The sequence below is a fragment of the Actinoplanes aureus genome, assembly GCF_015704865.1.
GTDB classification, from domain to species: Bacteria; Actinomycetota; Actinomycetes; order Mycobacteriales; family Micromonosporaceae; genus Actinoplanes; species Actinoplanes aureus.
Map to the genome: position 1 here is coordinate 468,382 of NZ_JADQTO010000005.1, position 25,934 is coordinate 494,315.

Consider the following 25,934-nt stretch of genomic DNA (forward strand, 5'->3'; position numbering starts at 1 on the left):
CGGCGGTGAAGCTAATGAAGAGTTTCGATGGCAGCTTAACGCGAAAGAAATCCGCGCGGGTGTGTCCATCCCGGGTGGCCTCGTTCGTGGTGATGGCGTAAGGAGAACAACGGGACATCGGAGGAGCCGTCATGAAGTACCTGCTGCTGATCAACGCGGACGCCGTAGACGAGGCCGGAAAGCCGCCGGCGTGCACGCCGGCCGACTGGATGGCGTACGACAAGGAGGTCAAGGAGGCCGGCATCTTCGTCTCCGGCGAGTCCCTGGCCGACCTGGTGACCGCGACCACGGTACGGGTGGATGCCGGAGGCAAACGCACCGTCACCGACGGGCCGTTCGCCGAGACGCGCGAGGTCCTGGGCGGTTTCTACGTCATCGACGTGCCCGACCTGGACGCCGCGCTGGACTGGGCGGCCCGCTGCCCGGGCGCGCGGGACGGGTCGATCACGGTCCGCCCGGTCGCGGATTTCTGAGCCGTGACGGCCCCCGTCGAGGCGGTGTTCCGCGAGGAGTACGGCCGCCTGCTGGCCGCCCTCGTCCGCCGCTTCGGTGACCTGGATCTGGCCGAGGAGGTCACCTCGGAGGCGATCGAGGCGGCGCTGCTGCATTGGCCGTCCGAGGGCGTACCGCCGAAACCCGGGGCCTGGCTGATGACCACCGCCCGCCGCAAGGCCGTCGACCGGTTGCGACGCGACCGGGTGCTGGCCACCCGGCTGGCGGTGCTCCAGGTGGAGGCGGACCGGGCCGGCCCGGTGCCGGCCGTCGAGGCCGGCGCCGACCTGCCGGACGACCGCCTCCAGCTCTTCTTCACCTGCGCGCACCCGGCGCTCGCCGCCGACGACCGGATCGCGCTGACCCTGCGCTGCCTGGGCGGCCTGACCACGCCGGAGGTCGCGCGGGCGTTCCTGGTGCCGGCCGAGACGATGGCCAAGCGCATCACCAGGGCCAAGAAGAAGATCCGCGAGGCGCGGATCCCGTTCCGGGTGCCGGGTCAGGACGAACTGCCGGAACGGCTGCCGGTGGTGCTGCAGGCGATCTACTCGATCTTCACCGAGGGGTACGCGGCACAGCGCCCGGACCTCGCGGAAGAGGCGATCCGGCTCACCCGGATCCTGCACCGGTTGCTGCCCGGCGAGCGGGAGATCCCCGGCCTGCTGGCGCTGATGCTGCTGGTGCACGCCCGGCGGGACGCGCGGGACGGCGGGCTCCTCCTGCTGGCCGAGCAGGATCGGGCCCGCTGGGACCGGCCGATGATCGACGAGGGACGGAACCTGGTGGTGGCCGCGCTGACCGGCGGGCCACCCGGGCCGTACGGGGTGCAGGCGGCCATCGCGGCCCTGCACGACGAGGCGGACGACTTCGCGAGCACCGACTGGCCGCAGATCGTGGCGCTCTACGACGTGCTGCTGGCGATTACCCCGTCCCCGGTGGTCGCGTTGAACCGGGCCGCCGCCGTGGCGATGCGGGACGGGCCGCAGGCCGGGCTGGATCTGCTCGACGAGCTGGCCGGGGAGCCGCTGTTGCGTGGCCATCACCCGTACGCCGCCGCCCGGGCCGACCTGTTGCAGCGCCTGGGCCGGCGCGCCGAGGCCGAGTCCGCCTACCGCGACGCGCTCCACCTGGCCGGCAGCGAAGCGGAGCGCGCGCTGTTGCGCCGCCGGCTCGGCGCGCTATGACCGCTCGGTCGTGTCCCGCCCGACGGCGGCCCGTGAGTTCGGGGCGTCGAGCTGGCAGTGAAACGGCTGCGCCGGCGCCGCCACCGGAGGCCGGGCCTCGTTGCGGATGGTCACCGCGGCCAGCGCGCCGGCGACCAGGCACAACCCGGCGCAGATCATCGAGGCGGTGTGAAAACCTTCGGTGAACTGTGCCGGCTGCATGTAGGCGCCACCGGTGATACCGGCCGCCGTGGGCAGCACCGCGACCGCGATCAGCGCGGCCGCCCGGGCCACGTCGTTGTTGACCGCCGATGCCACGCCGGCGTGCCGGGCCGGGACCGCCGCCAGCACGGTCGCGGTCAGCGGCGCCACGGTCACGGCCAGCCCGAGCCCGAGCACGGTGACGGCGGGCAGCACCTCGGTGAGATACGTGCCGGTCGGCCCGATCCGGCCGAACAGCGCGAAACCGAGCCCGACCAGCACCGGGCCGGCGCTCATCTGGAGTCTCGGGCCGATGCGGGCGGCCAGGGCGCCGGAGCGGGTGGACAGCAGCAGCATGATGACGGTGACCGGCAGCAGCGAGATCCCGGCCTGCAGCGGGGTGTACCCGGAGACCTCCTGCAGTTGCAGCGGCAGCAGGAACAACGCGCCGCCCATCGCGCCGTAGACGATGAAGGTCACCAGGTTGGTGGCGGTGAACTGGGTGGATCGGAACAGGTGCATCGGCAGGATCGGTGCCGGCGTGCGGAGCTCCCAGAGGACGAAGGCGGTCAGCAGCACGACCCCGACGGTCAGCGCGGCCGGTGACGGCCACTGGATCAGCCCGAAGGTGAGACCGACCAGGCCCAGGGTGACCAGGACTCCGCCGATCATGTCGACCCGGCCGGTCGCCAGCGGATCACGCGACTCCGGGATGTGCCGCCGCGAGACGAGGACCACCACGACGGCGATCGGCAGGTTGATCGCGAAGATCCACCGCCAGGACGCCGCCTGGATCAGCCAGCCGCCGAGGAACGGCCCGATCGCGCTGGCCACACCGGTCAGGCCGGACCACGCCCCGATCGCCCGGCCCCGGTCCGCGGGCACGAAGACGGCCTCCAGGATGGCCAGGCTGCCCGGGGTCAGCAGGGCGGCGCCGACACCCTGCAACGCGCGGGCCGCGATCAGCGACTGCGGGTCCCACGCCACACTGCACAGCAGCGACGCGAGCGCGAACCAGACGATGCCGATGTCGAAGACGCGCCGGCGGCCGTACCGGTCGCCCAGCGCGCCGGCCACCAGCAGCAGACCGGCCAGCGTCAGCGTGTAGGCGGTGACCACCCATTGCAGAACCGCGAGGTCGGTGTCGAACTCGCGGCCGATCGCGGGCAGCGCGATGTTCACCGCCGTGGCGTCGATCGACGCGATCGCCGACCCGCCGACGGTCGCGGCCAGCGTCCACCGGCCTCGTGCGCTGCCGTACGTGAGCAGCGATGCCGCCTTCACCATGATCCCCTCACCTCTCGTCGATAGCCGAGACCACGGGCAAGCGCAAGATGTGACCGCCAAACCTCATACGCACACGCGCCGGAACAGCGACAATCGCTGACTATGAGCAAGGTTATGGGACAAAAGCGATGGATCGGCGCCGCCATCGTGGTGGCCGGGGTGCTAGCCGGGGGCATCGTTCTGGCCGTGGCCCATGAGGACCGAACCGAGACCGCGGCGGTCACCACCACGACCGTCGACCGTGGCGAGGTCACCGTCGACGTAGCCACCACCGGCACCGTCGAACCGGCCACCACCCGCAGCCTCTCCTTCGCGGTCGGCGGCACGGTGGAGTCGGTGGCCGCCCAGGCCGGCAACCGGATCAAGGCCGGCCAGACCCTCGCCACGCTCGACGACACCGGCGCGGCCGGGGACGTCAGCGACGCCCAGAGCCGGCTCGCCGAGGCGCAGGCCCGGCTCGCCTCCGCCACTCACGCGGCCGTGACCACCACGAGGAACGCCACCGCCTGCGCCCACGACAGCGCGACGCCGGCCGCGGCCGCCTGCGCCACCCGCGGCTACCCGGACACCGGCTCGGACCAGGTGCTCAGCGCTCAGCAGGCGGTCAACCGGGCGGCGAAGGCGGTCGAGGACGCGCGGGACGCCCTCGACGGCACGGTCATCAAGGCACCCATGGCCGGCACCGTGGTCTCGGTCGCCGCCCGCGTCGGCGACCAGGTGCCGGGCGGATCCACCGTGGTCAGCCTGGCGGACACGTACACGATGCAGGTGCGGGCGGACTTCCCGGAGGCGGACGCGGGCGCCCTCGCCGCGGGACAGCCCGCCACGGTCACGCCGGCCGGCTCCGACGAGGCGTTCGACGCGAAGGTGGTGCGGGTCGATCCGGTCGGCACCTCCGACGGCACCCTGGTCCGGTACGGCGTACTGCTCTCCTTCGCGGACTCGCCGGACGACCTGCTGCTCGGGCAGAGCGCCCAGGTCAAGGTCCGCACCGGCGAGGTCACCTCGGCGGTACGCGTGCCCTCCACCGCGGTACGCGAGGTCTCCGGGGGATCGGGGACGGTCCTCGTGCGTACCGGGAACCGGTCGGAACGACGCGCTGTGGCCGTCGGGCTCCGGGGCGACCGGTACACCGAGATAACCGACGGACTAGCTGAAGGCGAACAAATCGTACGTTTCTGATGATTCAATGACCAGGTGAATGCGCTGCGTCGTCCCAGTACGGCGGTGAACGCCCTGCTGGTGCTCCTGATCGTCGGTGCCGGATTCTGGGGCTGGGCCCTGCTGCGGGACGCCTCCTCGGACACCCAGGCGAACGCGTCCGGCGTGCGTACGGTCACCGCCGCGCAGGGCACCGTCACCAGGACCGTGTCCGCCGGCGGCAGCGTGGCGAGCGCCGCCACCGCGACCGCGACCTTCGGCACCGCCGGGACGGTCAGCAGCATCCGGGTGAAGGTCGGCCAGACCGTCGCCGCCGGCACACTGCTGGCCCGCGTCGACGACACCGCCGCCAAACGCGACCTCGCGCTGGCCCGGGCCAACCTGGACGCCGCCGGAGATGCCCTGGACCGGGCCCAGGACGCCGGCACCGACACCACCACCGCGATGAACGCGGTCACCGCGGCCGAACTCGCCGTCGACAAGGCCGCGGCCGCGGTCGCCGGCACCCGGCTGACCGCGCCGATGACCGGCACCGTCGTCGCGGTGAACGGGAGCCTGGGCGGTTCCTCGCAGACCTCCGGCGCGCATGACGGCGGCTTCGTCGAGCTGGCCGACCTCGGAAAACTCCAGATCACCGCGGCCTTCTCCGAGGCCGACGCCACCGAGCTCACCGAGGGGCAGACCGCGGCGATCACCTGGAACGCGCTGGACGGCGCCGAGACCATGGGCCGGGTGATCGCCGTCGACCCGACCGCCACGACGGAGAAGAACGTGGTCACGTACGGCGTGACGGTGAGCCTGCCCACCCCGCCGAAGGGCGCCCGGCCCGGGCAGACGGTCACCGTCTCGGTGATCACCGGCAACGTGGAGAACGCCGTCCTGGTCAACTCGGCGGCGGTCACCAGGACCGGCGGCCGGCACATGGTGACCGTGCTCGGCCCGGCCGGCCGGCCGGAGACCCGGGAGGTTCAGGTGGGGCTGGAGGGCGATGACGCGTACCAGATCACCACGGGCCTGGTCGCCGGCGAGCGGGTGATCGTGCCGGCCGCCGCGACGGACCGGGGCGGGCGCTGACCATGTCCGCCACCCGGCCGGTACTCGACGTTCGGTCGCTGACCAAGGTGTACGGCGAGGGCGAGACCACGGTACGAGCCCTCGACGGCGTCTCCTTCCAGGTGGAACGCGGCGAGTACCTGGCGATCATGGGGTCCTCGGGGTCCGGCAAGTCCACGCTGATGAACATCCTCGGCTGCCTCGACGCCCCGACGGCCGGCACCTACCTGCTCGACGGCGTGGACGTCAGCCGGCTCAGCGACGTGCAACTCGCCCTGGCCCGCAACCGGCTGATCGGATTCGTCTTCCAGGCGTACAACCTGATCCCGCGGACCAGCGCCGTGGCGAACGTCGAGCTGCCGCTGGCGTACGCCGGCATGCGTGCCACCGAACGCCGGCGCCGCGCCATGTTCGCCCTGGACCTGGTCGGCCTGGCCGACCGGGCCGAGCTCCAGCCCAACCAGCTCTCCGGCGGCCAGCAACAGCGCGTGGCCGTCGCCCGCGCCCTGGTCACCGAGCCGGCCCTGCTGCTCGCCGACGAGCCCACCGGCAACCTGGACAGCCACGCCACCGAGGAGGTGCTGAGCGTGTTGGACGACCTCAACGCGGCCGGACGGACCATCGTGCTGATCAGCCACGAGGAGGAGGTGGGTGCCCGCGCCGACCGGCTGATCAAGCTGTTCGACGGCCGGATCGTCGCCGACTCCCGCCAGGCGCCGGTGGGACGGCACTCGGCCGCCGGGATGGTCCGGTGAGCTTCGCGGAGATCGTCCGGTTCGCGCTGCGCGGCATCGGCGCCAACAAGCTGCGCTCGGCACTCACCATGCTCGGCATCCTGATCGGCGTCGCCGCGGTGATCCTGCTGGTGGCGGTCGGCAACGGGTCCGCGCAGGCGATCACCACCCGGATCGAGGCGCTCGGCACCAACACGCTGACCGTGATGAGCACCAGCCGGGGGAGCGGCGGCCTGACCCCGAGGGTCGCCGAAGCCCTCGACGATCCGGTGCTCGCCCCCGACGTCAGGTCCGTGTCCCCGGTGGTCAGTGCCCCCGCCACGCTCACCTACGAGGGCGCCGAGCACGAGGTGACCTCGTTCGTCGGCACCACACCGGCCTGGTTCACCGCCTCGAACTCCCCGGTCGCCACCGGCTCGGTCTTCAGCGCCGAGGACGAGTCCCAGGCCCGGCGGGTGGTGGTGATCGGCAAGACCGTCGCCGAGGAGATGTTCCCCGGCACCGACCCGGTCGGCGCGCAGGTCACCGTCGGCGGCGCCCTGTTCACCGTGGTCGGCGTGCTCAAGGAGAAGAGCTCGGCCGGCTTCCAGGACGCCGGCGACACCGCGGTCGCCCCGATCAGCGCGGTGCGCCAGGTGCTCGCCGGGTACGGCGGGCTCAGCTCGATCCTGGTCGAGGCGGCGGGCTCCGGCCGGGTGGACGTGGCGCGGAGCGAGGTGGCGACCATCCTCGATGAGCGGCTGGGTGCGGGCGCGTACCGGATCCAGAACGCGTCCCAGCTCCTCGAGACCCGGACCGAGACCGCCGGCACCTTCACCGCGCTGCTCGGCGCGGTCGCCGCGATCAGCCTGCTGGTCGGCGGCATCGGCATCACCAACATCATGCTGGTCACGGTCACCGAACGGACCCGCGAGATCGGTATCCGCAAGGCCCTCGGAGCCCCGCGCCGGGTCATCCTCACCCAGTTCCTGGTCGAGGCGACCCTGCTCAGCGTCATCGGTGGAGGCCTGGGGGTCGCGGCCGCCGTGATCGGCAGCCGCTTCTCGATCGTCGGCGTGCGACCGGTGATCGTGCCGAGCTCGGTGCTGCTCGCGCTTGGTGTCTCCGTGCTCATCGGACTCTTCTTCGGCGGGCTGCCCGCGGCCCGCGCCGCCCGGCTGCGGCCGATCGACGCCCTGCGCTACGAGTGAGGAAACCGTGACCCGTCTCAAGGACAACACCGAGGTGCTCCCGCGCACCGGCGACAGCGACAGCGACACACCGCCGCCGCCGGCCGAGCTGACCGAGGCGCTCGCCGAGGCCGCCCCGCGCCGGTGGTGGAACCGGACCACCCTCGTCCTGGCCGGCGTAGCCCTGCTGATCTGCGGCTTCCTCGGCGGGGTCGGGGCGCGGGAGCGCTGGGGAACCACCTCGGCGGCGCCCGTCACGGCGGGCCCGAGCATGCCGCCGGCGGCCGGCACCGCCGGCAAGGTCAAGCTGGTCGACGGCACCACCCTCTACCTGGAGACCGCCTCCGGGACCACGGTCACCGTACGGACCAGCGACACCACCACGGTGAAGGTGGCCCAGCCGGCCGCGCTGTCCAGCCTGACCGCCGGCCAGCAGGTCACCGTGCAGGGCAGCGCCGACGCGGAAGGCGTGGTCACCGCGACCTCGGTGACCGGCGGCTGACCGCCGTTGTGCCGCCCGCCCATAATCGGGCCGTGACGGCACATTGGACGGAGGTACGCGAGGTCGGGGAGTCCGTCGTCCGGACCGCGTACCCAGCCGAGCTCGAAGACTTCGACGCCGCGGCGGAGTGGTTCCGCACCGCGCCGCGTCCGCTCGCGCACGGCGTGCGACCACCCGTCGGCATGGGCGTCGAGTTCGCCTCCGTCGTCCCGGTCGTCCTCTCCGCGGTGTCGCTGCTGGCCACCGCGGTCCTCGGCAGCGTGGTCGAGGACACCGCGAAATACCTGACCAGCACCACCCGGGAGAAACTCGCCGCCGCCTTCCGCCGCCGCCCGGCCGTCGCCGCGCCCGACTGGCTGACCCCCGAGCAGGAACGCGAGGTGTTCCGGCTGATCCGCGAACGCGCCGCGGACCGGCTGCCCGAGGACGAGGCGCACCGGCTGGCCGAGGCGGTGATCGGCGCGCTGCGGCTGCGCGTCGCCGACGAGACGTGACCACGGCGGTACCGGTCCGCCGCCCGCCGTCCGCCACCCGCGGCCAGTACCTGCTGGTGATCGTGGTGCTGCTCCTGGCCGGTGCGTTCGCCGGGCGGGTCGGTCACCTGCTGCTGGCCGGCGAGGAGTGGATCGCCACGACCTCCGCGTGCCTGTCGTCGGCCGCCGAGATCGTTCCCGACCCCACCGCGATCCCGGAGCGGCAGCGGGTGTTCAACGAGTGCCGGGCAACGGTCGAGCACCGGCTGGCCGGTTACGACGTGGCCGGCGCCCTGCTGACCCTCACGCTGGCGATGGCGTTCGCCTGGCTGCTGCCCCGGCTGATGCTGCGCCGCGTCGGCCCGCGCCGCCCCGTGCCCGGGCCGCTGCGCGACCGGGCCGCCGCGATCGCCGCACAACTCGGCGTCCGCCGGGCGCCGGCGCTCGAGATGGGACCCTGGGACCTTCAAGAGCCTTTCACCGTACGCGCGAACGGCGCGACCCGGATCGTGCTGCCACCCGGTGTGCGGCGCCTGCCGGAGGAGGCGCTCGACGCCGTGCTCCGGCACGAGACCGCCCACGTCGCCGCCGGTGACGTCACCCTGGTCTGGCTGACCCGCTCCACCCTCTGGGCGCTGCCGGTGATGCTGCCGATCCCGCTGGTCGTGGCCACGATCCAGGGCCGGCTGGGCGACGTCCCGTTCTGGCTGGAGTACCTCTCCCGCGGCGCGCTGCTCTGGCTCGCCGCGTACCTCCTCGCCCGTGGCGTGATGCGCACCCGCGAACACGAGGCCGACACCCACGCCGCCCGCGCCGGCTCGGGCCAGGCCCTGGCCGCGCTCCTCACCGCCGCCCCGCCACCCCGGCCCGGCCGTCTGTCCCGGCTGCTCGCCATGCACCCACCCCCGGCCCGCCGGGTGGCGATCCTGCGCGACCCATCGCTGCTGCCCGGCATCCCGGCGGTGACCGCCGCCGTGGCCGCGGCCCTGGCCATGGCCATCTGGTCGTTCGGCGCCACCATCGTCGCCGCCGGCTTGCTCGCCACCCCACTCGAGCCGTACTCGCCATTTCTCGCCGGCCTGCTGGCCGTCGCGCTGCTGGCCACCACCTGGGGTCTCGCTTTATGGTTGCGAGCCGCCACCTCCGGCGCACCGCAGGCCCCCACCCCCGGCCCGCCGCGGGCCGCCATGCTCGGCCTGGCCGCCGGCAGCGCGGCCGGCCTGCTGCTGAGTCTCAACCCGGCGGCCATGCTCACCGTCGCGGGCGCCCCCAACTGGCGGCAACTGATCTTCGTGCCACTGACCCTGGCCGGCGCCGGCGGCTGCACCCTCGCCCTGACCGCCACCCGATCCCGGCCGGGCCCGTGGCGCCGCCAACCAGCCTCCGCGCCGCTCCCTGCGGGGTCGGTCCCAGCTTCCGAGTCCTTCGCACCCATCGAGCCGGTCCCGATCGCCGCACCCGCCGCGCCCGCGGCGCGTGCAATGCCTGCGCGGCATCCCGGCGCCGGCCATCCAGTGCCGCAGTTCCCAGCACCGGGTGCCGGCCGGCGATGGCCGGTCACGGCCGTGCTCAGCGCGGCAGCCTTCGCCGGCGCGATCTGGATCGGTTCGGTCCTGGCCGTGCCGCTGCCGTTTGCCACGTTCGGCCTGCCCGACGGCCTGATCGGGCTGCTGTGGCAGGGCGGCTTCGCCGGTGAGTGGCGGCACGTGATCGCCGTCGGTGTGGTCGCGTTCGCCCTGGCGGCCACCGCTGGGCTCGGCCGCCGCGCCGGACTCGTCGCGGCCGGTGGCCTGCTCGCGGGGCTCGGCGCGCTGGCCGTGCGCTGGCTGGCCCCGCTCGGCCCGGTCGAACCGCACCACGTGGGGGAACGCGACTGGTGGACGGGAGCCGCGGCCGGATTCGCGGTGACGCTGCTGCTTCTCGGTCTGCGGGGCGCCTCCGGCCTCGGCGACGCACTGCTGGCCGCCCCGGTCGCCGCACTCACCGTCAGCGCCGGCGTGCTGCTGCGGTTCCTGCCCGGTTACGAGGACCCGCTCTCCTCGGCGTTGATCTACGCCTCCCGCCCGCTGTCCATGCTCGCCCTGCTCACCCTGGCGGTGGGCGCCGCGGCCGGCCTCCTCCCGTCCCGCCCTCCGGCAACCGGCCGGCGAGCCTGGCTGACCGCCGCCACGGGCGCCGGGCTCGCCGCCGCCCTCACCCTCGCCGTCCTGCTGTCCGGCGACCGCTTCCTGTCCGCCGGGCTGTGAGCTGTCCGATTTTTCCGCAACCCGGCCCCCAATCTGCCGATCTCACTCCCCACGCGCGGGGCAGACCCAAGCCCCGCCGCACGTGGGGAGCACGATGACCACCATCAGCAGCATCACATCGGGCCGGGTCTACATCTCACCGGGCCGCAACGAGAGAGTCGACCCTCTGACCCGGGTCGCCGACGCGCTCGACCTGAGTTCCGGCACGCTCAAGGATCAGCTGGACCTCGGCCGCAGCCTCAACGACATCGCCGCGGCGCGCGGCATCCCGCACGACAAGCTGATCACCGCCATCAGGTCCGGTCTGCCGGTCGCCGCCGCTGACGCCGGCACCACCGCCGCGAAGATCGCGGCCCAGCGCACCGCACCGGATCCGGTCGCGCCGCGCGGCGCGAACGCGGGCTTGCGGGACGAGGCCAAGCTGGCTGAGCTGAGCGAGTTGCTCGGCATGAACTCGTCGGACGTCAGCAGGCGGGCCACCAGCGCTTCCGATCTGGTCGCCCTCTTCAAGGACAAAGGCGTTGATCTGTACGCCCTCCGCGACGTCCTGGACAGCGGCGACCTGCTGGACGTCACCGCTTGACCTGAAGTCAGCTTGAGGTCCGAGCATGGCGGCATGGCAGAGAACATCGCAGTGCTGGGCACCGGTGCCATCGGAACAGCGGTCACCGGCCGCCTGCTCGACGCCGGCCGTGACGTGGCGATCTGGAACCGCACCCCGGAGCGGCTCACCGGCCTGACCGAGGCGGGTGCCCGGCCGGCCCCCTCGGCCGCCGCGGCCGCGTCGTCGAGCGAACTCGTCCTGCTCACCCTCACCGACTATCAGGCGGTCGGCGACGTCCTGGCCACTCTCCCGCCGGATCTGGACGGGCACACCGTGATCGCGCTGTGCACCGGCACCCCGGCGGAGGCGCTTCAAGCCGCCGAGGTGGTCACCGGTCTGGGCGCCCGCTATCTCGACGCGGGCGTCCAGGCCGCACCGGAGGCGATCCGCACCGGCGCGGCCACCCTCCTGTACGGCGGCGACCGCGCCACCTTCGACCGTCACCTGGACACCCTGCGACTTCTCGGGCCACCCCGCTTCGTCGGCGACTCCCCGGCCGCCGCGGCGATCTGGGACCTGGCCCTCTTCGGTGTCTGGTACGACGCCCAGCTCGGCCTGCTCCGAGCCCTCGACACGGTCCGCACCGCCGGCATCGACGTCACCGACTTCGCCGACACGGCCGCCACGCAGCTCGGCCACGTGGTCGACGCCACCTCCGCCACCGCCGCCGAGCTCGTCAGGGGCGACTTCCCGCGCGGCCCGGCGGATCTCGGCGAGCACCTCACCGTGCTGCGCCACCTGATCGAGCTGCGAGCCGGCGGCCCGATCGGCGACGGCGGCCTCGCGGCCGTGGCGGCCCGGATCGAGGCACTCACCGCCCAGGGCCGCTCCACCGACGGCCTCACCGCGGTCATCGCCTGACATCCGCTCGCCGAAGACCCGTCATCGACAGCGGCGGCGGAGCAGCACGATCGCCACGGAGGCGGCGAACAGGTCGAAGGTGATCACCAGGCCGGGCCAGCCGAACAGCAGCATGACCAGCGGAAAGGCGAGGAAAAGCAGGACGCAGAGCACAGGGATGGTGGGGAAGGGGCGCTCCACGGGTTCCTGGAACTCGCGCTCCAGGTCGGCGAGGATGCGCCTCTCGTCATCGTCCAGCATCGATGGACTCCTCGGAGTCTCCGGATGCCGGAGCTTACCCGCGGCCGGTGCGCCGCAAACGCTCACGAACGGGTGAACCGGTCAGCCCCGCGAAACCCCATCGACGCCGGTGAGGAGGGCCGCCAGCAGAGCGGTGCGCCCGGCGATGCTCGCGGCCGACACCCATTCGGTACGCGCATGAGCACCGCCGCCCGCCGGAGCCAGCCCGTCCACCGTCGGGTACCCCAGCGAGCCCGCCGTGTTGGTGTCCGCGGCCCCGTCCGCGGGTCGCCCGTCGAGATCCTCCCCGATTCCCGCCGCGATGTCCTTGATCTGCTGGAGAAGAGCCTCGCCCGCGGGCCCCGGCCGCCAGGTGGGCCGGTGCGAGAGCAGCCGCGCCGACACCTCGGCCCGTTCCCGTACCGGGCGCAGCGACCGGAGTGCCTCCAGGACGGCCCGCTCGTTGTCCGGGTCGCTGAAGCGCAGGCCCAGATCGGCGTGCGCCGCACCGGCGACCACGTTGGTCCGCCCGCCGCCGGCGATCGTCCCGGTGTTGAGCAGCACCGGCCGCTCCGCCACCACGGCCCGGAAACGCAGCAGCTGGTCGATCAGCTCGTCGATGGCGTTCACCCCGGCGTCCGGGTCGAGCGCCGCGTGCGTCTCGATCCCGGTCACCTCGATCCTGGCCCGGGTGCTGCCCCGGCGCCCGGTCTTGAGATCACCATCCGGGTGCGGTGGTTCCAGCCCGAGCACGGCCCGGGCCCGGGCAGCCTCAGCACGCACCAGGTCGCCCGCGGTGGGGGAGCCGATCTCCTCGTCCGCCACCACGATCACCCGGATCTCCGGATGCGGCCGGTCGCCGATCCGCTCGGCCGCTGCCAGCAGCGCGACGATGCCGGACTTGGTGTCGTAGACGCCCGGCCCGCGGATCACGTCGTCCTCCACCGACCACGGCATCTCGGCCAGGGTGCCCACCGGCCAGACGGTGTCGTAGTGGCTGAGCAGCAGGATCGGCTCACCCGCCACCTCCCGGGCGGGCAGCGTCCAGATCAGGTGGTCGCCGGTGGGGTGCGGCACGCGGGCGGTGCTGAACCCGGCCCGGGTGGCGTCGGCCTCGAGCACCTCGGCGAGCGCCGCGAGTGAGCGTGGGTCACCGGTGGGTGACTCCACTGCCACGTACCGGTGCAGGGTCTCGATGAACGACATATGCGAACGCTAAGTCGCCCCTCTTGCGTTGTCAACGAGCCAGAATAGCGGCAGGATGCCGGTTATACGTTCGCTATCTTTGATCGAAGGGGGGTGACCTCGGATGGCTGACGTGGTGGTGCGTGACCTGGACGGGCTCGCCGAGTGGACGGCGGCCTCCGCCCTCTACCGCTCCGTCTTCGGATACCAGGAACCCGAGTGGGGGTTGAGCCCGCGCCTGCTGGCCGCGCTGGGGGAGAACTCCGGCACCGTGATCGGCGCCTTCGACCCGGGCGGCGCGCTTATCGGTTTCTGCTACGGCTTCTGCGCGGTCGAGGGCGGGGAGATCTATCACTACAGTCAGGCCGCGGTGGTGGCGGCGAGCGCGCAGGGCACCGGCGTCGGCCGGTTGCTCAAGCAGGCCCAGGCCGTGGCGGCGCGCCGCACGGGTGCGCGGAGCATGCGGTGGACCTTCGATCCGTACGCGTTGCGCAACGCCCACTTCAACTTCACCGTGCTCGGCGCGATCGGAATCAGGTTCCTGCCCGACTTCTACGGGGCACCCGGGACCGACCGGGTGCTGGTGAGCTGGGACCTGACGGGCGGCGCGCGTACCCGTACCCCGCATGTCGAAGGCCTGGTGGCACCCGCCGGTGACCGATATGCGGCGCCCGGCCCCCTGGATCGGGCGTGGCTGCGCCAGCAGCTGATGAAGCGCTTCGCGGCCGGCGGCCGCCTGGTCGCCGTGACCAGGCCGGCGGATACGGAAGATCGGGTTGTCTACGCGTTCGAGGATGATCAGTCGTGACCACCCGCCGATCCACCCCCGCCGAGCGGTTCGACCGTAACGTGCAGCGACGTTCCGCCCAGGTCCTCAAGCAGCGCGTTCTCGAGCAGCAGCGCGCCGAGTTCGAGAAGGCCCTGGCCCGGGCCGCCGAGCAGGACGCCATCGAGCGCGCCGCCGCCCTGATCGTCTCCGCCCGGCGCCGCTTCCTGCTCGGCTCCGGCAAGTCGCTCAGCTACGCCTCGCTGCTCGCCTCCGACCTCAGCGCCGGCCTCTCCGGCGTGCACCTGGTCGACGGCGCCTCGCTGCGCCCACTCGACGTGCTCAGCGACATCCGCCAGGGCGACCTGCTCATCGCCGTGTCCATGGAGCGCTATCGCCGGGACACCGTCGACGTCGCCGCCGCCTACGCGCGGCACGGCGGCGAACTGGTCCTGATCACCGACGCCGACGACGCTCCGCTGGCCGGTCTCGCCACCACGAGCATCGTGATCGGCTCCGACACCGCGTCGTACGCGAACTCGCCCACCTCGGTCGTGCTCGCCCTGCACCTGCTAGCCACCCTGACCATCGCCAGCTCCAAGGGTGCCGGTCGCCGCCTGCGCGACCGGGACGCCCTCGCCGCCGAGCTGGGTCTCTACACGGAAGAATCATGATTCGGATCGCGAGGGTCGAGTTGCGCCGGGTCCGGCTGCCGCTCGTGCACGAGTTCCAGACCAGCTCACACGCCAAGAAGCACCTGGAGCACATCCTGGTCACGCTGACCAGCACGGACGGTGCCGTCGGGTGGGGTGAGATCGCGTCGCCGAGCGGGCCGTTCTATTCGGCGGAGACCGTGGACAGCTGCTGGGCGATGGCCCGCTCCTTTCTGGCGCCGCTGGTCATGGGCGTGGAGTGGGACCATCCGTCGACGCTTGCCGCGGCGATGGGCAAGGTGCGTGGCAACCACTTCGCCCGCGCCGGCTTCGACATGGCGGCGTGGGCGCTGTGGTCCTCGTCGCGGGGTGTGCCGCTGGCCGCGGCGCTCGGGGGAGAGCGGGCGCGGGTTTCCGCCGGTGTGTCGCTCGGCATCGAGCCCACCATCGACGACCTGCTGGACCAGGTCTCGGCGCGGGTCTCCGAGGGTTACCGCCGGGTAAAGCTGAAGATCGCCCCCGGCTGGGACGTGCAGCCGGTCGGTGCCGTCCGGGCCGCCTTCCCCGACGTCCCCGTCCATGTGGATGCCAACGGCGCTTACGACACATCCGAAATTTCTGTCTTCGAGCATTTGGACGAGCTCGGCTTGCTGATGATCGAGCAGCCATTCGCGCCGCGCGCCCTCGTCGCCCACGCCGAGTTGCAGGCCACGCTGACCACACCCGTCTGCCTGGACGAGTCCATCGAGGACGTCGAAGACCTGGTCACCGCTCTGCGCCTCGATGCCGGCCGGATCCTCAACATCAAGGTCTCCCGGATGGGCGGCCTCACCCACGCGGTCCGCGCCCACGACCTGGCCCGCGCCTCAGACATCCCGGTCTGGTGCGGCGGCATGCACGAATTCGGCATCGGCCGCGCCGCGAACGTCGCTCTGAGCGCCCTCCCCGGCTTCACCCTCCCGTCCGACGTCTCCGGCTCCGACAAGTACTACGCCCGCGACGTCACCACCCGCCCGATCACCTGCACCGACGGCTTCGTCGACGTGCCCGACACGCCCGGCCTCGGCTGGGACCCCGACCCCGACTTCATCGCCGCACACACCGCCAACCACTTCGCGATTTAGACAGCCTTCGCGGTCAGAGTCTTGTCCGGCCCAACGTGGGTGCTGTCTGGCGGTCGCTGAGGCAGCGTTGAGCGTGGGCCAAGCAAGATCACCGCTTGGGGACCCTGACTACGGAAGCCCTCTAGCGCCAACGCCGTTCAGTTAGGCCGGTGACTAGTCCGGCCGGCCGCAACCGGCCTCATCAACCGCGAGTAGGCACTCCGGCTGCTGGCTGGCGGTTTCGCGGCTGGTCACAAGGCGAGAGCAGCAGAGCTCCGGCCGTCGATGCGGCACCGAATCGGGGCCTTCATTGCGTGCCTCAAGGCCAGCCGGAGCCGCCGGGCGGCCGCTCAACGGTCGCCGGGCCCTGTTTCTCAAAGGTGATCTCCGGACAGCGCGCTGATACCCGCCACCAGGATCAACTTCGACCGAACACGTCCGATGTGTCCGGCCGCCGGATAGCGGCACGAGCGACCCAAAGGCCTTTTCCGGAATGCCTGCCTTTCCGGGGCACGAACAAGATCAAATCGGGCAAATACTGAGAAGAACGTCACTATTCCGGGCTGAGAGCTTGGTCTATGCCGACCCGGCGTGGTTACCGTCGGGCCGTCCCGCGATGGCGGGCACCGTGGACGGTCCGCCGAATCCTGCCGCCGCCCACGGACACGAATCCACGGCAGGAGCGGGGGACCCAGGTAACTCGGCGCGCCCAGCAGCGCGCGCCTCGGGGTGAAGCCGCATGAGACGGCCGGGCACCTCTGTCCGAACCCGACAGCTCACCTCGCAGGCGTGGAGGATCTCCCATGTCTCGGATCGGTAGACGAACGCGCCTTGCCCTCGGTCTGGCGACCGCGGGTATGACCGGAGCAGGAGCTCTGCTCTTCGGTCCCGCAGCCCCGGCCCAGGCGGCCCGCCAGGTCAACTGGGATGTGGTCGCCAAGTGCGAGTCCGGCGGCAGGTGGCACATCAACACCGGAAACGGGTACTACGGCGGCCTGCAGTTCAGCCGCAGCACGTGGCTGTCGAACGGCGGCGGCAAGTACGCCCGCACCGCCGACAAGGCCAGCAAGGCGGAGCAGATCGCGATCGCCAACAAGCTGTACAAGAAGCGGGGGCTGAAGCCCTGGCCGACGTGCGGGAAGAAGCCCGGCGTCTACAAGACCACCAAGAACACCGCGAAGAAGAAGACGGTCACCGCGAAGGCGAGCGGCAAGACCTACGTGATCCGCTCCGGCGACACCCTCGCCTCGATCGCGAAGAAGTTCAAGGTCAAGGGCGGCTGGCGAACCCTCTACAAGATCAACAGGGACCGCCTGGACAGCCCCAACCTGATCTTCCCGGGTCAGCGCATCCGCCTCTGACGGCCACACCCGATCGCCCGGCCGGTTTCGCCCTCCCCACCTGATCCCCCGGCCGGGCGATCACGCCGCCGCTCACTCAGGACTGGAGATAGCCGGTGAGGTAGGTGAGGGAGGCGGCCAGGTCCGCGCTCTCCCGATGCGGCCGGCGCAGTTCGCCGGCGTAGACGGCGACGTCGGCGAGTTCCCACCACCGCCGGTACAGGGCGAGCGCGTCCGCTGAGATCGTGTGCCCGGTCAGCTCGCGGTACCGGCCCAGCACCGCCTCGTCGTCACCGGCCGCCTCCACGCCGAGCATGTCGGCGAAGCCGGCGGTGAGCATCCACAGGTCCCGTTCCGGCGGCGCGACCCGCACGGTGTCCCAGTCGATCAGCAGTGTGCCGGTGGCGGTGCGAAGGAAGTTGCCGGGATGTGGTTCACCGTGGGTGACCACCCACCCGGTACGGTCCGCGCCGACGATCGCGGCGAGGCGGTCGAAGTGAGCGAGCCAGTCCTCGACCTTCGAGGCGTGCTCGGCCAGAACCCGGCGGGCGGGCTCGGCGTACGGGCCGTTGTCCCAGGGCCGGCCGGTCTCGCGCAGCACCGCTTCGAGGCGGTCCCGGCCGGGCAGCAGCAGGTCGGCGTGTGGTGCGACCGGCACGGCGGTCCGATGCAGTGCGGCGAGCATGTCGACGACCGCGGGCCGGTCCGCCGGCGGATGCGGTGCGAACTCGCCGGATACGCCGTGGAGCAGCGGGAACACCGAAACCGCGTACCGATCGGTCAGGCGCCGCACGACCTCGCCGCCGGCCGCCGGGATCGGGGCTAGGACGAAGTCGAGCCGCAGCGCCAGCGCGGTCTCGAGGGACCGGCGCAGCCGGTCGAAGGCCGCGTCCGGTCCGTCGAAGCCCAGATCGTCGACCTTGACGAAGCGGTCCGCCACCGCCCAGTGGAAGCTCCCGGCACCCACCGGCAGGAACTCGGCCGTGCCGGACCGGACCGCCCAGCCGGCCCGCAGGGCCGCCAACAGTTCGGGTACGGCCAGGTCCGCCGGTGCCTCACGCATGCCGCAGCATTCTGCCTCTCGGGTTCCCGCGGGTATGACGCCTCAGGCGACCCGCGCCAGCCACTCCAGGGCCGGGACGGCCTCACCCGGCAGCACTGAGATGTGCCCCTCGCCCGGCACGACCCGCAGCTCCGCCTTCGGGATCCGCCCGGCCAACCAGGCGCTGTGCGAGCTCGGCACCACGAGGTCGGCCCCGCCGTGCACGAGCAGCACCGGTGCCGTGATCACCGCCGGGTCGAAGCCCCACGGACCCACGTTGGCCAGGTCGTCGTCGACCAGCGGGGCGGGGCCGGCCGCCATCGCGGGCTCCACCACGCTGCCGAACCAGCCCCAGTCGCCGTCGAGCGCCGCCCAGTCCCCGGGCGTGAAGTCCGGCGCGCCCTCCACCGCGGCCTGCGCCTCTTTCGCCGCCCGCCCGGCCGCCGCCGCGCCCAGCGAGGCGAGGCTGCCCGGACCCATGCCGGCGAACCAGTCCAGCCCGTCCGCGGTGAACGGCGCCAGACCGGAGATGCTGACCGCGGCGGTGACCCGCTCCGGCAGCAGCGCCGCGCACGCGAGCGAATGCGGGCCGCCGCTGGAGTGCCCCATCACCGCGAACCGGTCGACGCCCAGCGCGTCGGCGACCGTGGCGGCCAGGCTCGCCGCCGACGCCATGTCCCGGCCCGGCAGGGGAGTCGATCCGCCGTAGCCGGGCCGGTCGTACGAGATGAACCGCACCCCGAGCCGCTCCGCCGCCGCGAACAACGGCTTGGGCGGTAACCCGATGTTCGGCGTCCCGTGGTGCCACATGACCACCCGGTCGCCGCTGCCCCAGTCGTACGCGTGGAGGGTCTGCCCGCCCGGAGCGGCGACATCAGTTTCGGTCATCACCGGGCCCACTATGGTCCGCGAAGCAGCGTTGCGCGACCCCGGTCGGTGACCGCCGACCTTCAGAGGAGCTCGGCGAGGGCCCGGTCGAAGATCTCGTGATGCCGGGCCACGTCGGCGGCGCTCGTCGTGGGGCACATCAGCGCCATGTTGTGGAACGGGGTGAGCAGCACACCCCGGTTCGCCAGGTAGACGTGCAGGAAGTCCTCCAGTTCGCCGTCCGCGCTGGCCGCCGACTCGGTGCCGTTGCGCGGCGCCGGGTTCGCGAACCGGTACTCGACGCGGGCGCCGAGACGGCTGACCGACCACGGCAACCCGTACCCCTCAATGATCTTTTGAATGCCGTCGGCGAAGGCCGACGCGGTCTCGATCATGTGGGCGAACGCGGCCTCGGTGAGCACTTCTTGCAGCGTGGCGCGCGTCGCGGCCATCGACACCGGATTGCCGGCGAGCGTGCCGCCCACCCCGCCCATGTCCACCAGGTCAAGATCACCGCGCCCGGTGAGTGCCTCCGCGAGCTCGGCACTGAGACCGTACGCGCCGACGGGCACACCGCCACCGATGGCCTTTCCGATCGTCACCACGTCCGGCTTCAGGCCCCAGGCGGCGGTCGCCCCGCCCGGGCCGGCAGAGAAGGTGTGCGTCTCATCGTTGATCAGGTAAGTGCCGTACTTCCGGGTCAGCTCCCGCACCCCGGCCAGGTAGCCGTCCTCCGGCAGCACGATCCCGATGTTCGTCAGTGCCGGCTCCATCAGCACGGCCGCCACATCCCCGTTGGCCAGCTCTCGCTCCAGGCCCACCAGATCGTTGAACTCGGCGACCCGGCTGGTCCGGGTCACGTCCACCGGCGCGCCGACGTTGCCCTCCCGGCTCTGCCCGTTGCCGTCCGGGCCCACCACGATCAGCGACTCGTCCACCGAACCGTGGTAGCAGTAGCTGTTCACCAGGATCTTCGAACGGCCGGTGACCGCGCGCAGCAGCCGGATGGCCCACCGGTTCGCGTCCGTCGCGGTCAACGCGAAACTCCAGGCCGGCAGCCCGAACCGGGCGGCCAGCTCAGCACCCGCGACCGCGGCGTCCTCGGTGGGCAGCATGGTGGCCAGGCCACCCTTGATCCGCTCGGTGACCGCGGCGACCACCGGCTCGGGGGAGTGGCCGGCCATCGCGCCGGTGTCGCCGAGGCAGAGGTCGACGAACTCGTTCCCGTCCACGTCGACGATGCGATTACCCCAGGCTTTGTCCAGATATATCGGGAAACCTGCGGATGTCTTGTTCATCCAGGTCATCGGTACCCGGCCGAACAGGTGGTCGGCCTTCCCGTATGCGGCTCTCGAACGCGGGTGGCGGTCGGCGAAGGTGGCGCGCTCGCGCTCGGCGAGAGTGCGCAGGCGGGCGCGATCGATTCCGGAATCCGTCGACATGGCGCGACGTTACCAGGGAATCATCACTTCTCAGAGGTTCTGAGTACGGTAACCGTACGTCCGCCGCCGTCCGTCACATACAGCCGGAGACCGTCCGGGGACAGCGCGACGACCCGTGGGCTGTCACCGACCGCGACCGTCGACACGACCTTCCCGGCCTTCAGATCGACCACCGACAGATTGTCCGAACCCTCGTTCACCACGTACGCGTGCCTGCCGTCGGTCGACGTGATCACCGCCTGCGGTTCCTTGCCCACCGCGAGCCGGTGCAGCCGCTTCAGGGAGCCCGTGTCGAAGACCTCCACCGTGTCCAGGTCGTAATTCGTGACGATCAGCGTCCGCCCGTCCGGCGTCACCGCGATGCTGTGCGGCGACCGCCCCACCTTGATGTTGCGCAGGACCAGCCCTTCCTTGGCATTGATCACCGAGATCTGGCTGGACTCGTGGTTGGCCGTGTACGCGATGCCGCCGTCCGGGGAGAACGTCACCCAGTGCGGGTTCGGCGGCACCGAGATCCGCCCGGACTCGGTGAGGGACCGAGGGTCGAAGATCTCCACCCGGGCACCGTTGTGAATCGGCACCCAGACCTGCCCGTCCGGCGCCACCGCCGGCTCGAACGGCCGCGGCCCGGTCCGGATCGTCTTCACCACAGTCCGCTTCGCGGTGTCGATGACGGCGAGACCGTTACCGGTGAAGTCGTTCTCGAACATCGAGACGTAGATCCGGCCGCCGTCCTCCGACACCGCCAGGAAGCGGGGCGTGTTCGGCACCTTCACCGCGACGATCTTCCGCGACCCGAGGTCGACGAAGTGCACGTCCTTCGAGTTCTGATCGGCGACGAACACCGTACGGTTGTCCGGCGACACCGCCACGCCCTCCGGCTCACGGCCCAGCCGGAACCGATCAGCCACCACCGGCTTGGCCAGCGACACCGGAACCGGCGCGGCCGGCGCGCCCTCGGTCGGCGCGGCGCTGCCCTGCGGATCCACCGCCACCGATTGCTGCGGCGCGGCACCCGGCGTTGCGTTGTCCCGGTCGTCGCCGCCCAGCGCCAACCGGACCCCCAGGTAGCTGCCGGCCGCCAGCGTCGCTATCGCCAGCAGGATTCCGGCCACCTTGAGCCCGCGCCGGCGAGGCGGCGGTTTGTCAGCGGGGTACGCCGGGCCTGGTCCACCGGGCTGCCCGGGCCCGCCGGGCGGTGCCGGGGCCCAGTCCGTGCTCCCCGGCCAGGCCGCCGCACCCGGCGACGCCGCGGCCTGCCAGCCACCCGCGGCGGCGGCCGGCCATGCGTTGGGCGGGCTGCCGGAGGTGGGCGCGGCGGTGTGCGGCCAGGGCGCGGCCCGGCTGCCGGAGATGGGCGCGGCCTGCTGCCAAGGGTCGGCCGGCGCGCCGGATGCCGGCGTCGTGCCGGGCCAGGGGGCGGCGCCCGAGGTCGGCGTTGTGCCGGGCCAAGGTGAGGCCGGTTGGCCGGATGTCGGTTCTGCGGCGCCGCCCGTGGGCCAGGGCGGGTTGGCTGATGGCGGCGGCGTGCCATGCCAGGGATCGGCCGGGCTGCCGGACGTGGGCACGCTGCCGGCCGGCCAGGCCGCGGTGGCGCCGCCGGATGTGGGTGCGGTGCCGTGCCACGGTGCCGCAGGGCTGCCGGACGTGGGCGCGGTGCCGTGCCATGGTGCCGCAGGGCTGCCGGACGTGGGTGCCGGACCTGCGGGGGCGTCGCCGGTGGCCGTGGGCCGGCCGGGCACAGGTGCTGCCGGGCTGCCGGACGTGGGCGACGCGGCCGGCCATGCCGGGCCGCCGGAGGTCGGCTGCGAGCCGGCGGGAGCGCCTGGGGAGGGCGGGGTGCCACGCCACGGACCGGCCGGGGTGCCTGAGATCGGTGCGGACGGCTGGGCGCCGGACACCGGGCGGTTGGGCGAGGTCAGCCACGGATTGCCCGATGCGGTGTGCTGAGCTGCACCCGGACTGGAGCCCTCGTGACCAGCCGCCGGAAGTTCAGCGGCTTCCGGTGCCTCGCCGGGCCAAAGGCCACCAGCACCGGAAGCGGCCGGCCAGCCGGCGCCCGGTTCACGCTGGCTGGGCATCGAGGCTCTGCCCTGGACCCGTTGCGGCCTCGGAGGACCGCCCGCATCCGGTTCGGCGATCCCATTTGGTGATGCGGTTGCACCAGCTTCCGGGACGTCTCCGGAGCGGGGAGCGTCCGGGACAGGCGCTTGCTCGCCCGGGACATCCTCGTTGGACAGCCTGGCGGCCATCGCCGCGCCCGCGGCGGCGACGGCGGCACCGACGTAGCCTCCCGGCCGGGAGTCGTCGCCGCCGGCACGTGCGGTGGCCGGGGAGTCATCGGCAGCGTCTTGCGGATCGGGGTTCCGGCCGGCAAGCGGCGCGGATCCGGCAACCGGCGTAGCGGCGTCTGCCGTGGTCTCTGGCCGGGACACCTCCGGAGCGGTATCGCTCTGCGGCCCGGCCGTGCCGGGCGTGATCCCAGCTTCTGGCTCGTCGTGGCCACCCGAGCCCACCGGCCCGGCGGTCGCCTGGGGTTTGCGCGGGTCCTGGCTGCTCGATTCGGGCGACCCGGTGGTGGGTTGCGGTTCTCGCGAACTCTGGCTGCTCGATTCGGGCGACCCGGCGGTGGGATGCGGTTCGCGCGGGCCCTGGCCGATCGACTCGGCGGTGGGATGCGACTCGCGCGAACCTTGGTCGATCGGCTCGGCGGTGGGATGCGATTCGCGCGAACCTAGGCCGATCGGCTCCGCGTTGGGATGCGGCTCGCGGACGTCCTGGCCGCCGGAACCGGCTGGCCGGGCTGGCACGTCCGCACCCGGTGCCGACGCCGCGCCGGACTGCGCTGCTTCGGTCTCCTCGGGGCGACGCGGTTCGAACCCGGTTTCATCGCTCCGGGCATCCGGCGCCATGCGATCGGGCGACGACTCGGGGCCAGTCGGCGTGTTCGCCGGTGCGTCGGTCGGGTCCGGAGTGGGGCCGGTTCGGGCCGGGGTGGGTTCCGGCGCGTTGGGCGTACCCGAAATGGCGCCGGACTCCGCAGCTGCCGGCGGCGAGCCGGGGGTTGTAGCGCTCGACCAGCCGAACCCACCCGGCGTCGAACTCGGCCATCCACCACTGCCCGGCCATGACTGTGCTGCCGTGTCACCAGCGGGCGAGATCGGATGCCGCGTCGCGTCACGCTGCCTGGGCACGGCCGGCGAGCTTGCCGCCGGCCCATCCGCAGCCGCGCCGGACGCCTCCGGCGAGTTGACGGCCGCATCGAAGCCGGCCGCCGATGCGTGCGGCCGATCCGTCGTCGCCGGGCCTCCGGTCAGCGCGGCCTCGTCACCGGGCGTGCTCACCCGGCCGGTTTCCTGGCTGGCCGGGGCGTCGGATCGCGCCGGCTCGTCGCCGGACGTGGTCACCGGGTCACCTTCCTGGGCGGGTGCCGGCGGCATCGGGCCGACCGACGCGCGCCCCACGATGCCCGGCGCCCCGGGCTGCAGCACGCCGGGCTGCGGCGCCCCGGGCTGCGGCGGACCAGGCGGGAACGGCCCCCGCCTGGCAGGCGCGGCAGCCGTGCCCGGAGGCATCGGCGCAGCCGGTGCCGTTCCCGGATCGGGCGGCGGAGATCCCGCCGCCTCCTGCCTGCTGAGGTCCGGCGATCCAGCGGGTGGAGCGTCGACCGGAACCGGCGGCCCGCCAGCATTCTCGAGCGACCTGTTCGGCGCGTGCGCGGTGCCGGGCGGAGCCTGCGCACCGGCACCTTGCGGTCCATAGGGTGCGGGCGGAGCTTGCCCACCGGCGCCATGGGGTGTGTATGCGGGCCCACCGGGGCCCTGCGACCCATAGGGCGCGGGCGCGACGCCCGGCGGATAAGGTCCGGGCCGAGCGCTAACCGCAGGCGGCGGACCAGCCGGAACCTGCACCCCAGTCGACCCCTGCGGCACCGCTCCGGGCGGGAAAGCATCGGTCGGGTCCGGCTCCACCCCGTTGACCCCGGCCGCCGGCACCCAGCCACCCGTCGCCACATCGAAGTCCTCGGTTACCTCACCCGTCACCACCAGGCGTGCCGTGCCGGCCGGGCCGTCCAGCGTGATCGCGCCGTCGAGGCGGCCTACCGTCGGGAACCACGAGATCCGCAACAGCCCGCCCTCCAGCCGGGCGTGCAGTCCCTCGGCCGACGTGCTCACCGCCGACGCCGCCGCCAGCGGCGGGCCTTGCACGGGCACACCGGCCGCCAGCTGCCGGGTTCCGGGCGCCACCCGGCCGAAGTCAAGCGCCGGCTCGGCGATCCGGACGGAAGTGCGGCGCAGCGCGGCCGCGGCTGCGGCGGCGACGCGGCCTTCGCCGGTCGCCATCCGGCGCAGCGTCTCGCGCGCCTCGACGGCCCGGGACAGATCTTCACCGGCCGCCGCCGCGGCAAGCTGGGCGATCAGCGTCATCTGGTCACTGCCCTGGCGCCGAACCCGTGAGACGTACGGCTGCCGGCCGGAACCGAAAACCCATTGGCGTACGCTCGGATCGCGTTCTCGCAGGTGATCGTGCAGTTCGCCGATTCCGATGAAACCGTCCCGGTCGCGGTCCGCGGTCCCGCTGCGCACGCCGTCGGCGATCAGCCCGGCGAAGGTCGGCGGTTCGGGGCGAGCGGTCGCGGCGATCACCACCCGGCTCTGCCATTCCGCCGAGCGCGCCGCGCGGAAGTGGTGACCGGCGTCCACCGGCCCACCGGTCCGCCCGTCGAGCAGCACCACGGCCTGCCCGGCGCGGCTGCGTTGCAGCAGTACGGCGACCTGCGCCACGTCCAGCGCGGTGTCCGCGGGCCGGCCCATCGCGGTGTCCGACCCGGCCAGGAAGAGGCCGCCGCCAGGCCCGGTCAGCATGACGCCACGGAAGTAGAACAGGACGCTGTCGTCCTGGTCGCGCCCCTCGAACAGGGACTGCACCTGCTCGAACGCCTCCTGCACCCCGGGATTGCGCAGGAAGGCCACCTCGTAGCCGCCCAGCCCGGAGTCGCCGAGCACCTCGGCGAACGCGGGCACGTCAGCTGACGGCACCGCGAACCTGCTCAGGACCGGATCATCGTGGTGTTCGACGGTCGCCACCACTGCCAGTCGTCGCCCGCTCATCGCATCACCCTGCATCCATGGTGCGATGCCGCGGCCTGCCACGAAACCCCTCGACAATTACGAACCGCCACCCATCGGCGACGCAGCGTTGTTGATCTCGAGGTGGGTGGGTCCTCCGGCCGTATCGCACCCGCCCGGCGAACGGCGATCTACCAGGGATGATGTTGCGGCCACCGCCGGGGCTCAACGATGTCGATCAACGTCGATGGACCAGGAATGCCAACATCGCGATTTCACTGGATCCAGTGGCGGATCTCCCC

At 72.6% G+C, this 25,934-nt stretch carries 22 protein-coding genes and 1 riboswitch; of the genes, 15 read left to right on the forward strand and 7 right to left on the reverse strand.

Features of this window, described 5'->3' with window-relative positions:
* The first annotated feature begins 131 nt into the window (after positions 1 to 131).
* Positions 132 to 473 (forward strand): YciI family protein, encoded by a 342-nt coding sequence (locus tag I4J89_RS13675; RefSeq protein ID WP_196414279.1) that lies wholly within the window; start codon positions 132 to 134, stop codon positions 471 to 473.
* 3 nt (positions 474 to 476) lie between these two features.
* Positions 477 to 1,676, forward strand: coding sequence for an RNA polymerase sigma factor (locus I4J89_RS13680; RefSeq protein WP_196414280.1), 1,200 nt, complete (start codon positions 477 to 479; stop codon positions 1,674 to 1,676).
* Here I4J89_RS13680 and I4J89_RS13685 read toward each other — a convergent pair.
* Positions 1,671 to 3,143 carry an MFS transporter gene (locus I4J89_RS13685; RefSeq protein WP_196414281.1) on the reverse strand — a complete coding sequence of 491 codons (1,473 nt, stop codon included), beginning with the start codon at positions 3,141 to 3,143 and terminating at the stop codon, positions 1,671 to 1,673. The two genes, I4J89_RS13680 and I4J89_RS13685, sit on opposite strands and share 6 nt — an antisense overlap.
* Before the next feature lie 102 nt (positions 3,144 to 3,245).
* On the opposite strand from I4J89_RS13685, the gene I4J89_RS13690 reads away from it, so the two are divergent.
* The 9 genes from I4J89_RS13690 (at position 3,246) to I4J89_RS13730 (ending at position 11,946) form a co-directional block, all read left to right on the forward strand.
* The gene (locus tag I4J89_RS13690) at positions 3,246 to 4,325 is read left to right on the forward strand and encodes an efflux RND transporter periplasmic adaptor subunit (RefSeq protein ID WP_196414282.1); all 1,080 of its coding nucleotides are present in this window, start codon (positions 3,246 to 3,248) and stop codon (positions 4,323 to 4,325) included.
* Positions 4,326 to 4,340: 15 nt separating this feature from the next.
* On the forward strand, positions 4,341 to 5,378 hold the full coding sequence (locus I4J89_RS13695; RefSeq protein WP_309238302.1) for an efflux RND transporter periplasmic adaptor subunit: 1,038 nt from the start codon (positions 4,341 to 4,343) through the stop codon (positions 5,376 to 5,378).
* 2 nt (positions 5,379 to 5,380) lie between these two features.
* Entirely contained in the window at positions 5,381 to 6,112 is a 732-nt protein-coding gene (locus I4J89_RS13700) for an ABC transporter ATP-binding protein (RefSeq protein ID WP_196414283.1), read from the forward strand.
* On the forward strand, positions 6,109 to 7,281 hold the full coding sequence (locus tag I4J89_RS13705) for an ABC transporter permease (protein ID WP_196414284.1): 1,173 nt from the start codon (positions 6,109 to 6,111) through the stop codon (positions 7,279 to 7,281). The genes I4J89_RS13700 and I4J89_RS13705 overlap by 4 nt, the downstream gene beginning before the upstream one ends.
* Positions 7,282 to 7,288: 7 nt before the next feature.
* Positions 7,289 to 7,762 carry a DUF5666 domain-containing protein gene (locus I4J89_RS51475; protein WP_196414285.1) on the forward strand — a complete coding sequence of 158 codons (474 nt, stop codon included), beginning with the start codon at positions 7,289 to 7,291 and terminating at the stop codon, positions 7,760 to 7,762.
* Positions 7,763 to 7,794: 32 nt separating this feature from the next.
* Positions 7,795 to 8,256: a hypothetical protein gene (locus I4J89_RS13715; RefSeq protein WP_196414286.1), complete on the forward strand. Its 462-nt coding sequence runs from the start codon at positions 7,795 to 7,797 to the stop codon at positions 8,254 to 8,256.
* Positions 8,253 to 10,481: a M48 family metalloprotease gene (locus tag I4J89_RS13720; RefSeq protein WP_196414287.1), complete on the forward strand. Its 2,229-nt coding sequence runs from the start codon at positions 8,253 to 8,255 to the stop codon at positions 10,479 to 10,481. The genes I4J89_RS13715 and I4J89_RS13720 overlap by 4 nt, the downstream gene beginning before the upstream one ends.
* Positions 10,482 to 10,575: 94 nt before the next feature.
* Positions 10,576 to 11,064 (forward strand): hypothetical protein, encoded by a 489-nt coding sequence (locus tag I4J89_RS13725; protein ID WP_196414288.1) that lies wholly within the window; start codon positions 10,576 to 10,578, stop codon positions 11,062 to 11,064.
* 33 nt (positions 11,065 to 11,097) lie between these two features.
* Positions 11,098 to 11,946 (forward strand): NAD(P)-binding domain-containing protein, encoded by an 849-nt coding sequence (locus I4J89_RS13730; RefSeq protein WP_196414289.1) that lies wholly within the window; start codon positions 11,098 to 11,100, stop codon positions 11,944 to 11,946.
* A gap of 21 nt (positions 11,947 to 11,967) precedes the next feature.
* Here I4J89_RS13730 and I4J89_RS13735 read toward each other — a convergent pair whose 3' ends face one another.
* Positions 11,968 to 12,186 (reverse strand): DUF3040 domain-containing protein, encoded by a 219-nt coding sequence (locus tag I4J89_RS13735; protein WP_196414290.1) that lies wholly within the window; start codon positions 12,184 to 12,186, stop codon positions 11,968 to 11,970.
* 81 nt (positions 12,187 to 12,267) lie between these two features.
* On the reverse strand, positions 12,268 to 13,371 hold the full coding sequence (locus I4J89_RS13740) for a M20/M25/M40 family metallo-hydrolase (RefSeq protein ID WP_196414291.1): 1,104 nt from the start codon (positions 13,369 to 13,371) through the stop codon (positions 12,268 to 12,270).
* A 103-nt stretch (positions 13,372 to 13,474) separates the two neighbouring features.
* On the opposite strand from I4J89_RS13740, the gene I4J89_RS13745 reads away from it, so the two are divergent.
* The 4 genes from I4J89_RS13745 to I4J89_RS13760 all read left to right on the forward strand — a co-directional run bounded on the left by I4J89_RS13745 (position 13,475) and on the right by I4J89_RS13760 (position 17,233).
* Entirely contained in the window at positions 13,475 to 14,158 is a 684-nt protein-coding gene (locus I4J89_RS13745; RefSeq protein WP_196414292.1) for a GNAT family N-acetyltransferase, read from the forward strand.
* Complete coding sequence (locus I4J89_RS49505) at positions 14,155 to 14,790, forward strand: MurR/RpiR family transcriptional regulator (protein ID WP_196414293.1); 636 nt, start codon at positions 14,155 to 14,157, stop codon at positions 14,788 to 14,790. The genes I4J89_RS13745 and I4J89_RS49505 overlap by 4 nt, the downstream gene beginning before the upstream one ends.
* Complete coding sequence (menC, locus tag I4J89_RS13755) at positions 14,787 to 15,893, forward strand: o-succinylbenzoate synthase (protein WP_196414294.1); 1,107 nt, start codon at positions 14,787 to 14,789, stop codon at positions 15,891 to 15,893. The genes I4J89_RS49505 and menC overlap by 4 nt, the downstream gene beginning before the upstream one ends.
* 607 nt (positions 15,894 to 16,500) lie before the next feature.
* Positions 16,501 to 16,672, forward strand: a riboswitch (cyclic di-AMP (ydaO/yuaA leader).
* A gap of 57 nt (positions 16,673 to 16,729) precedes the next feature.
* Positions 16,730 to 17,233, forward strand: coding sequence for a LysM peptidoglycan-binding domain-containing protein (locus I4J89_RS13760; RefSeq protein ID WP_230858847.1), 504 nt, complete (start codon positions 16,730 to 16,732; stop codon positions 17,231 to 17,233).
* Between the two features lie 76 nt (positions 17,234 to 17,309).
* Here the strand turns inward: I4J89_RS13760 and I4J89_RS13765 are convergent, their stop codons facing one another.
* The 4 genes from I4J89_RS13765 to I4J89_RS13780 form a co-directional block, all read right to left on the reverse strand.
* Entirely contained in the window at positions 17,310 to 18,275 is a 966-nt protein-coding gene (locus I4J89_RS13765; RefSeq protein WP_230858848.1) for a phosphotransferase, read from the reverse strand.
* A 42-nt stretch (positions 18,276 to 18,317) separates the two neighbouring features.
* Positions 18,318 to 19,142 carry an alpha/beta fold hydrolase gene (locus tag I4J89_RS13770; RefSeq protein WP_196414383.1) on the reverse strand — a complete coding sequence of 275 codons (825 nt, stop codon included), beginning with the start codon at positions 19,140 to 19,142 and terminating at the stop codon, positions 18,318 to 18,320.
* A gap of 62 nt (positions 19,143 to 19,204) precedes the next feature.
* Positions 19,205 to 20,563 (reverse strand): transaminase, encoded by a 1,359-nt coding sequence (locus tag I4J89_RS13775; protein ID WP_196414296.1) that lies wholly within the window; start codon positions 20,561 to 20,563, stop codon positions 19,205 to 19,207.
* A 23-nt stretch (positions 20,564 to 20,586) separates the two neighbouring features.
* Positions 20,587 to 25,674 (reverse strand): beta-propeller fold lactonase family protein, encoded by a 5,088-nt coding sequence (locus I4J89_RS13780; RefSeq protein ID WP_196414297.1) that lies wholly within the window; start codon positions 25,672 to 25,674, stop codon positions 20,587 to 20,589.
* Positions 25,675 to 25,934: the final 260 nt, after the last annotated feature.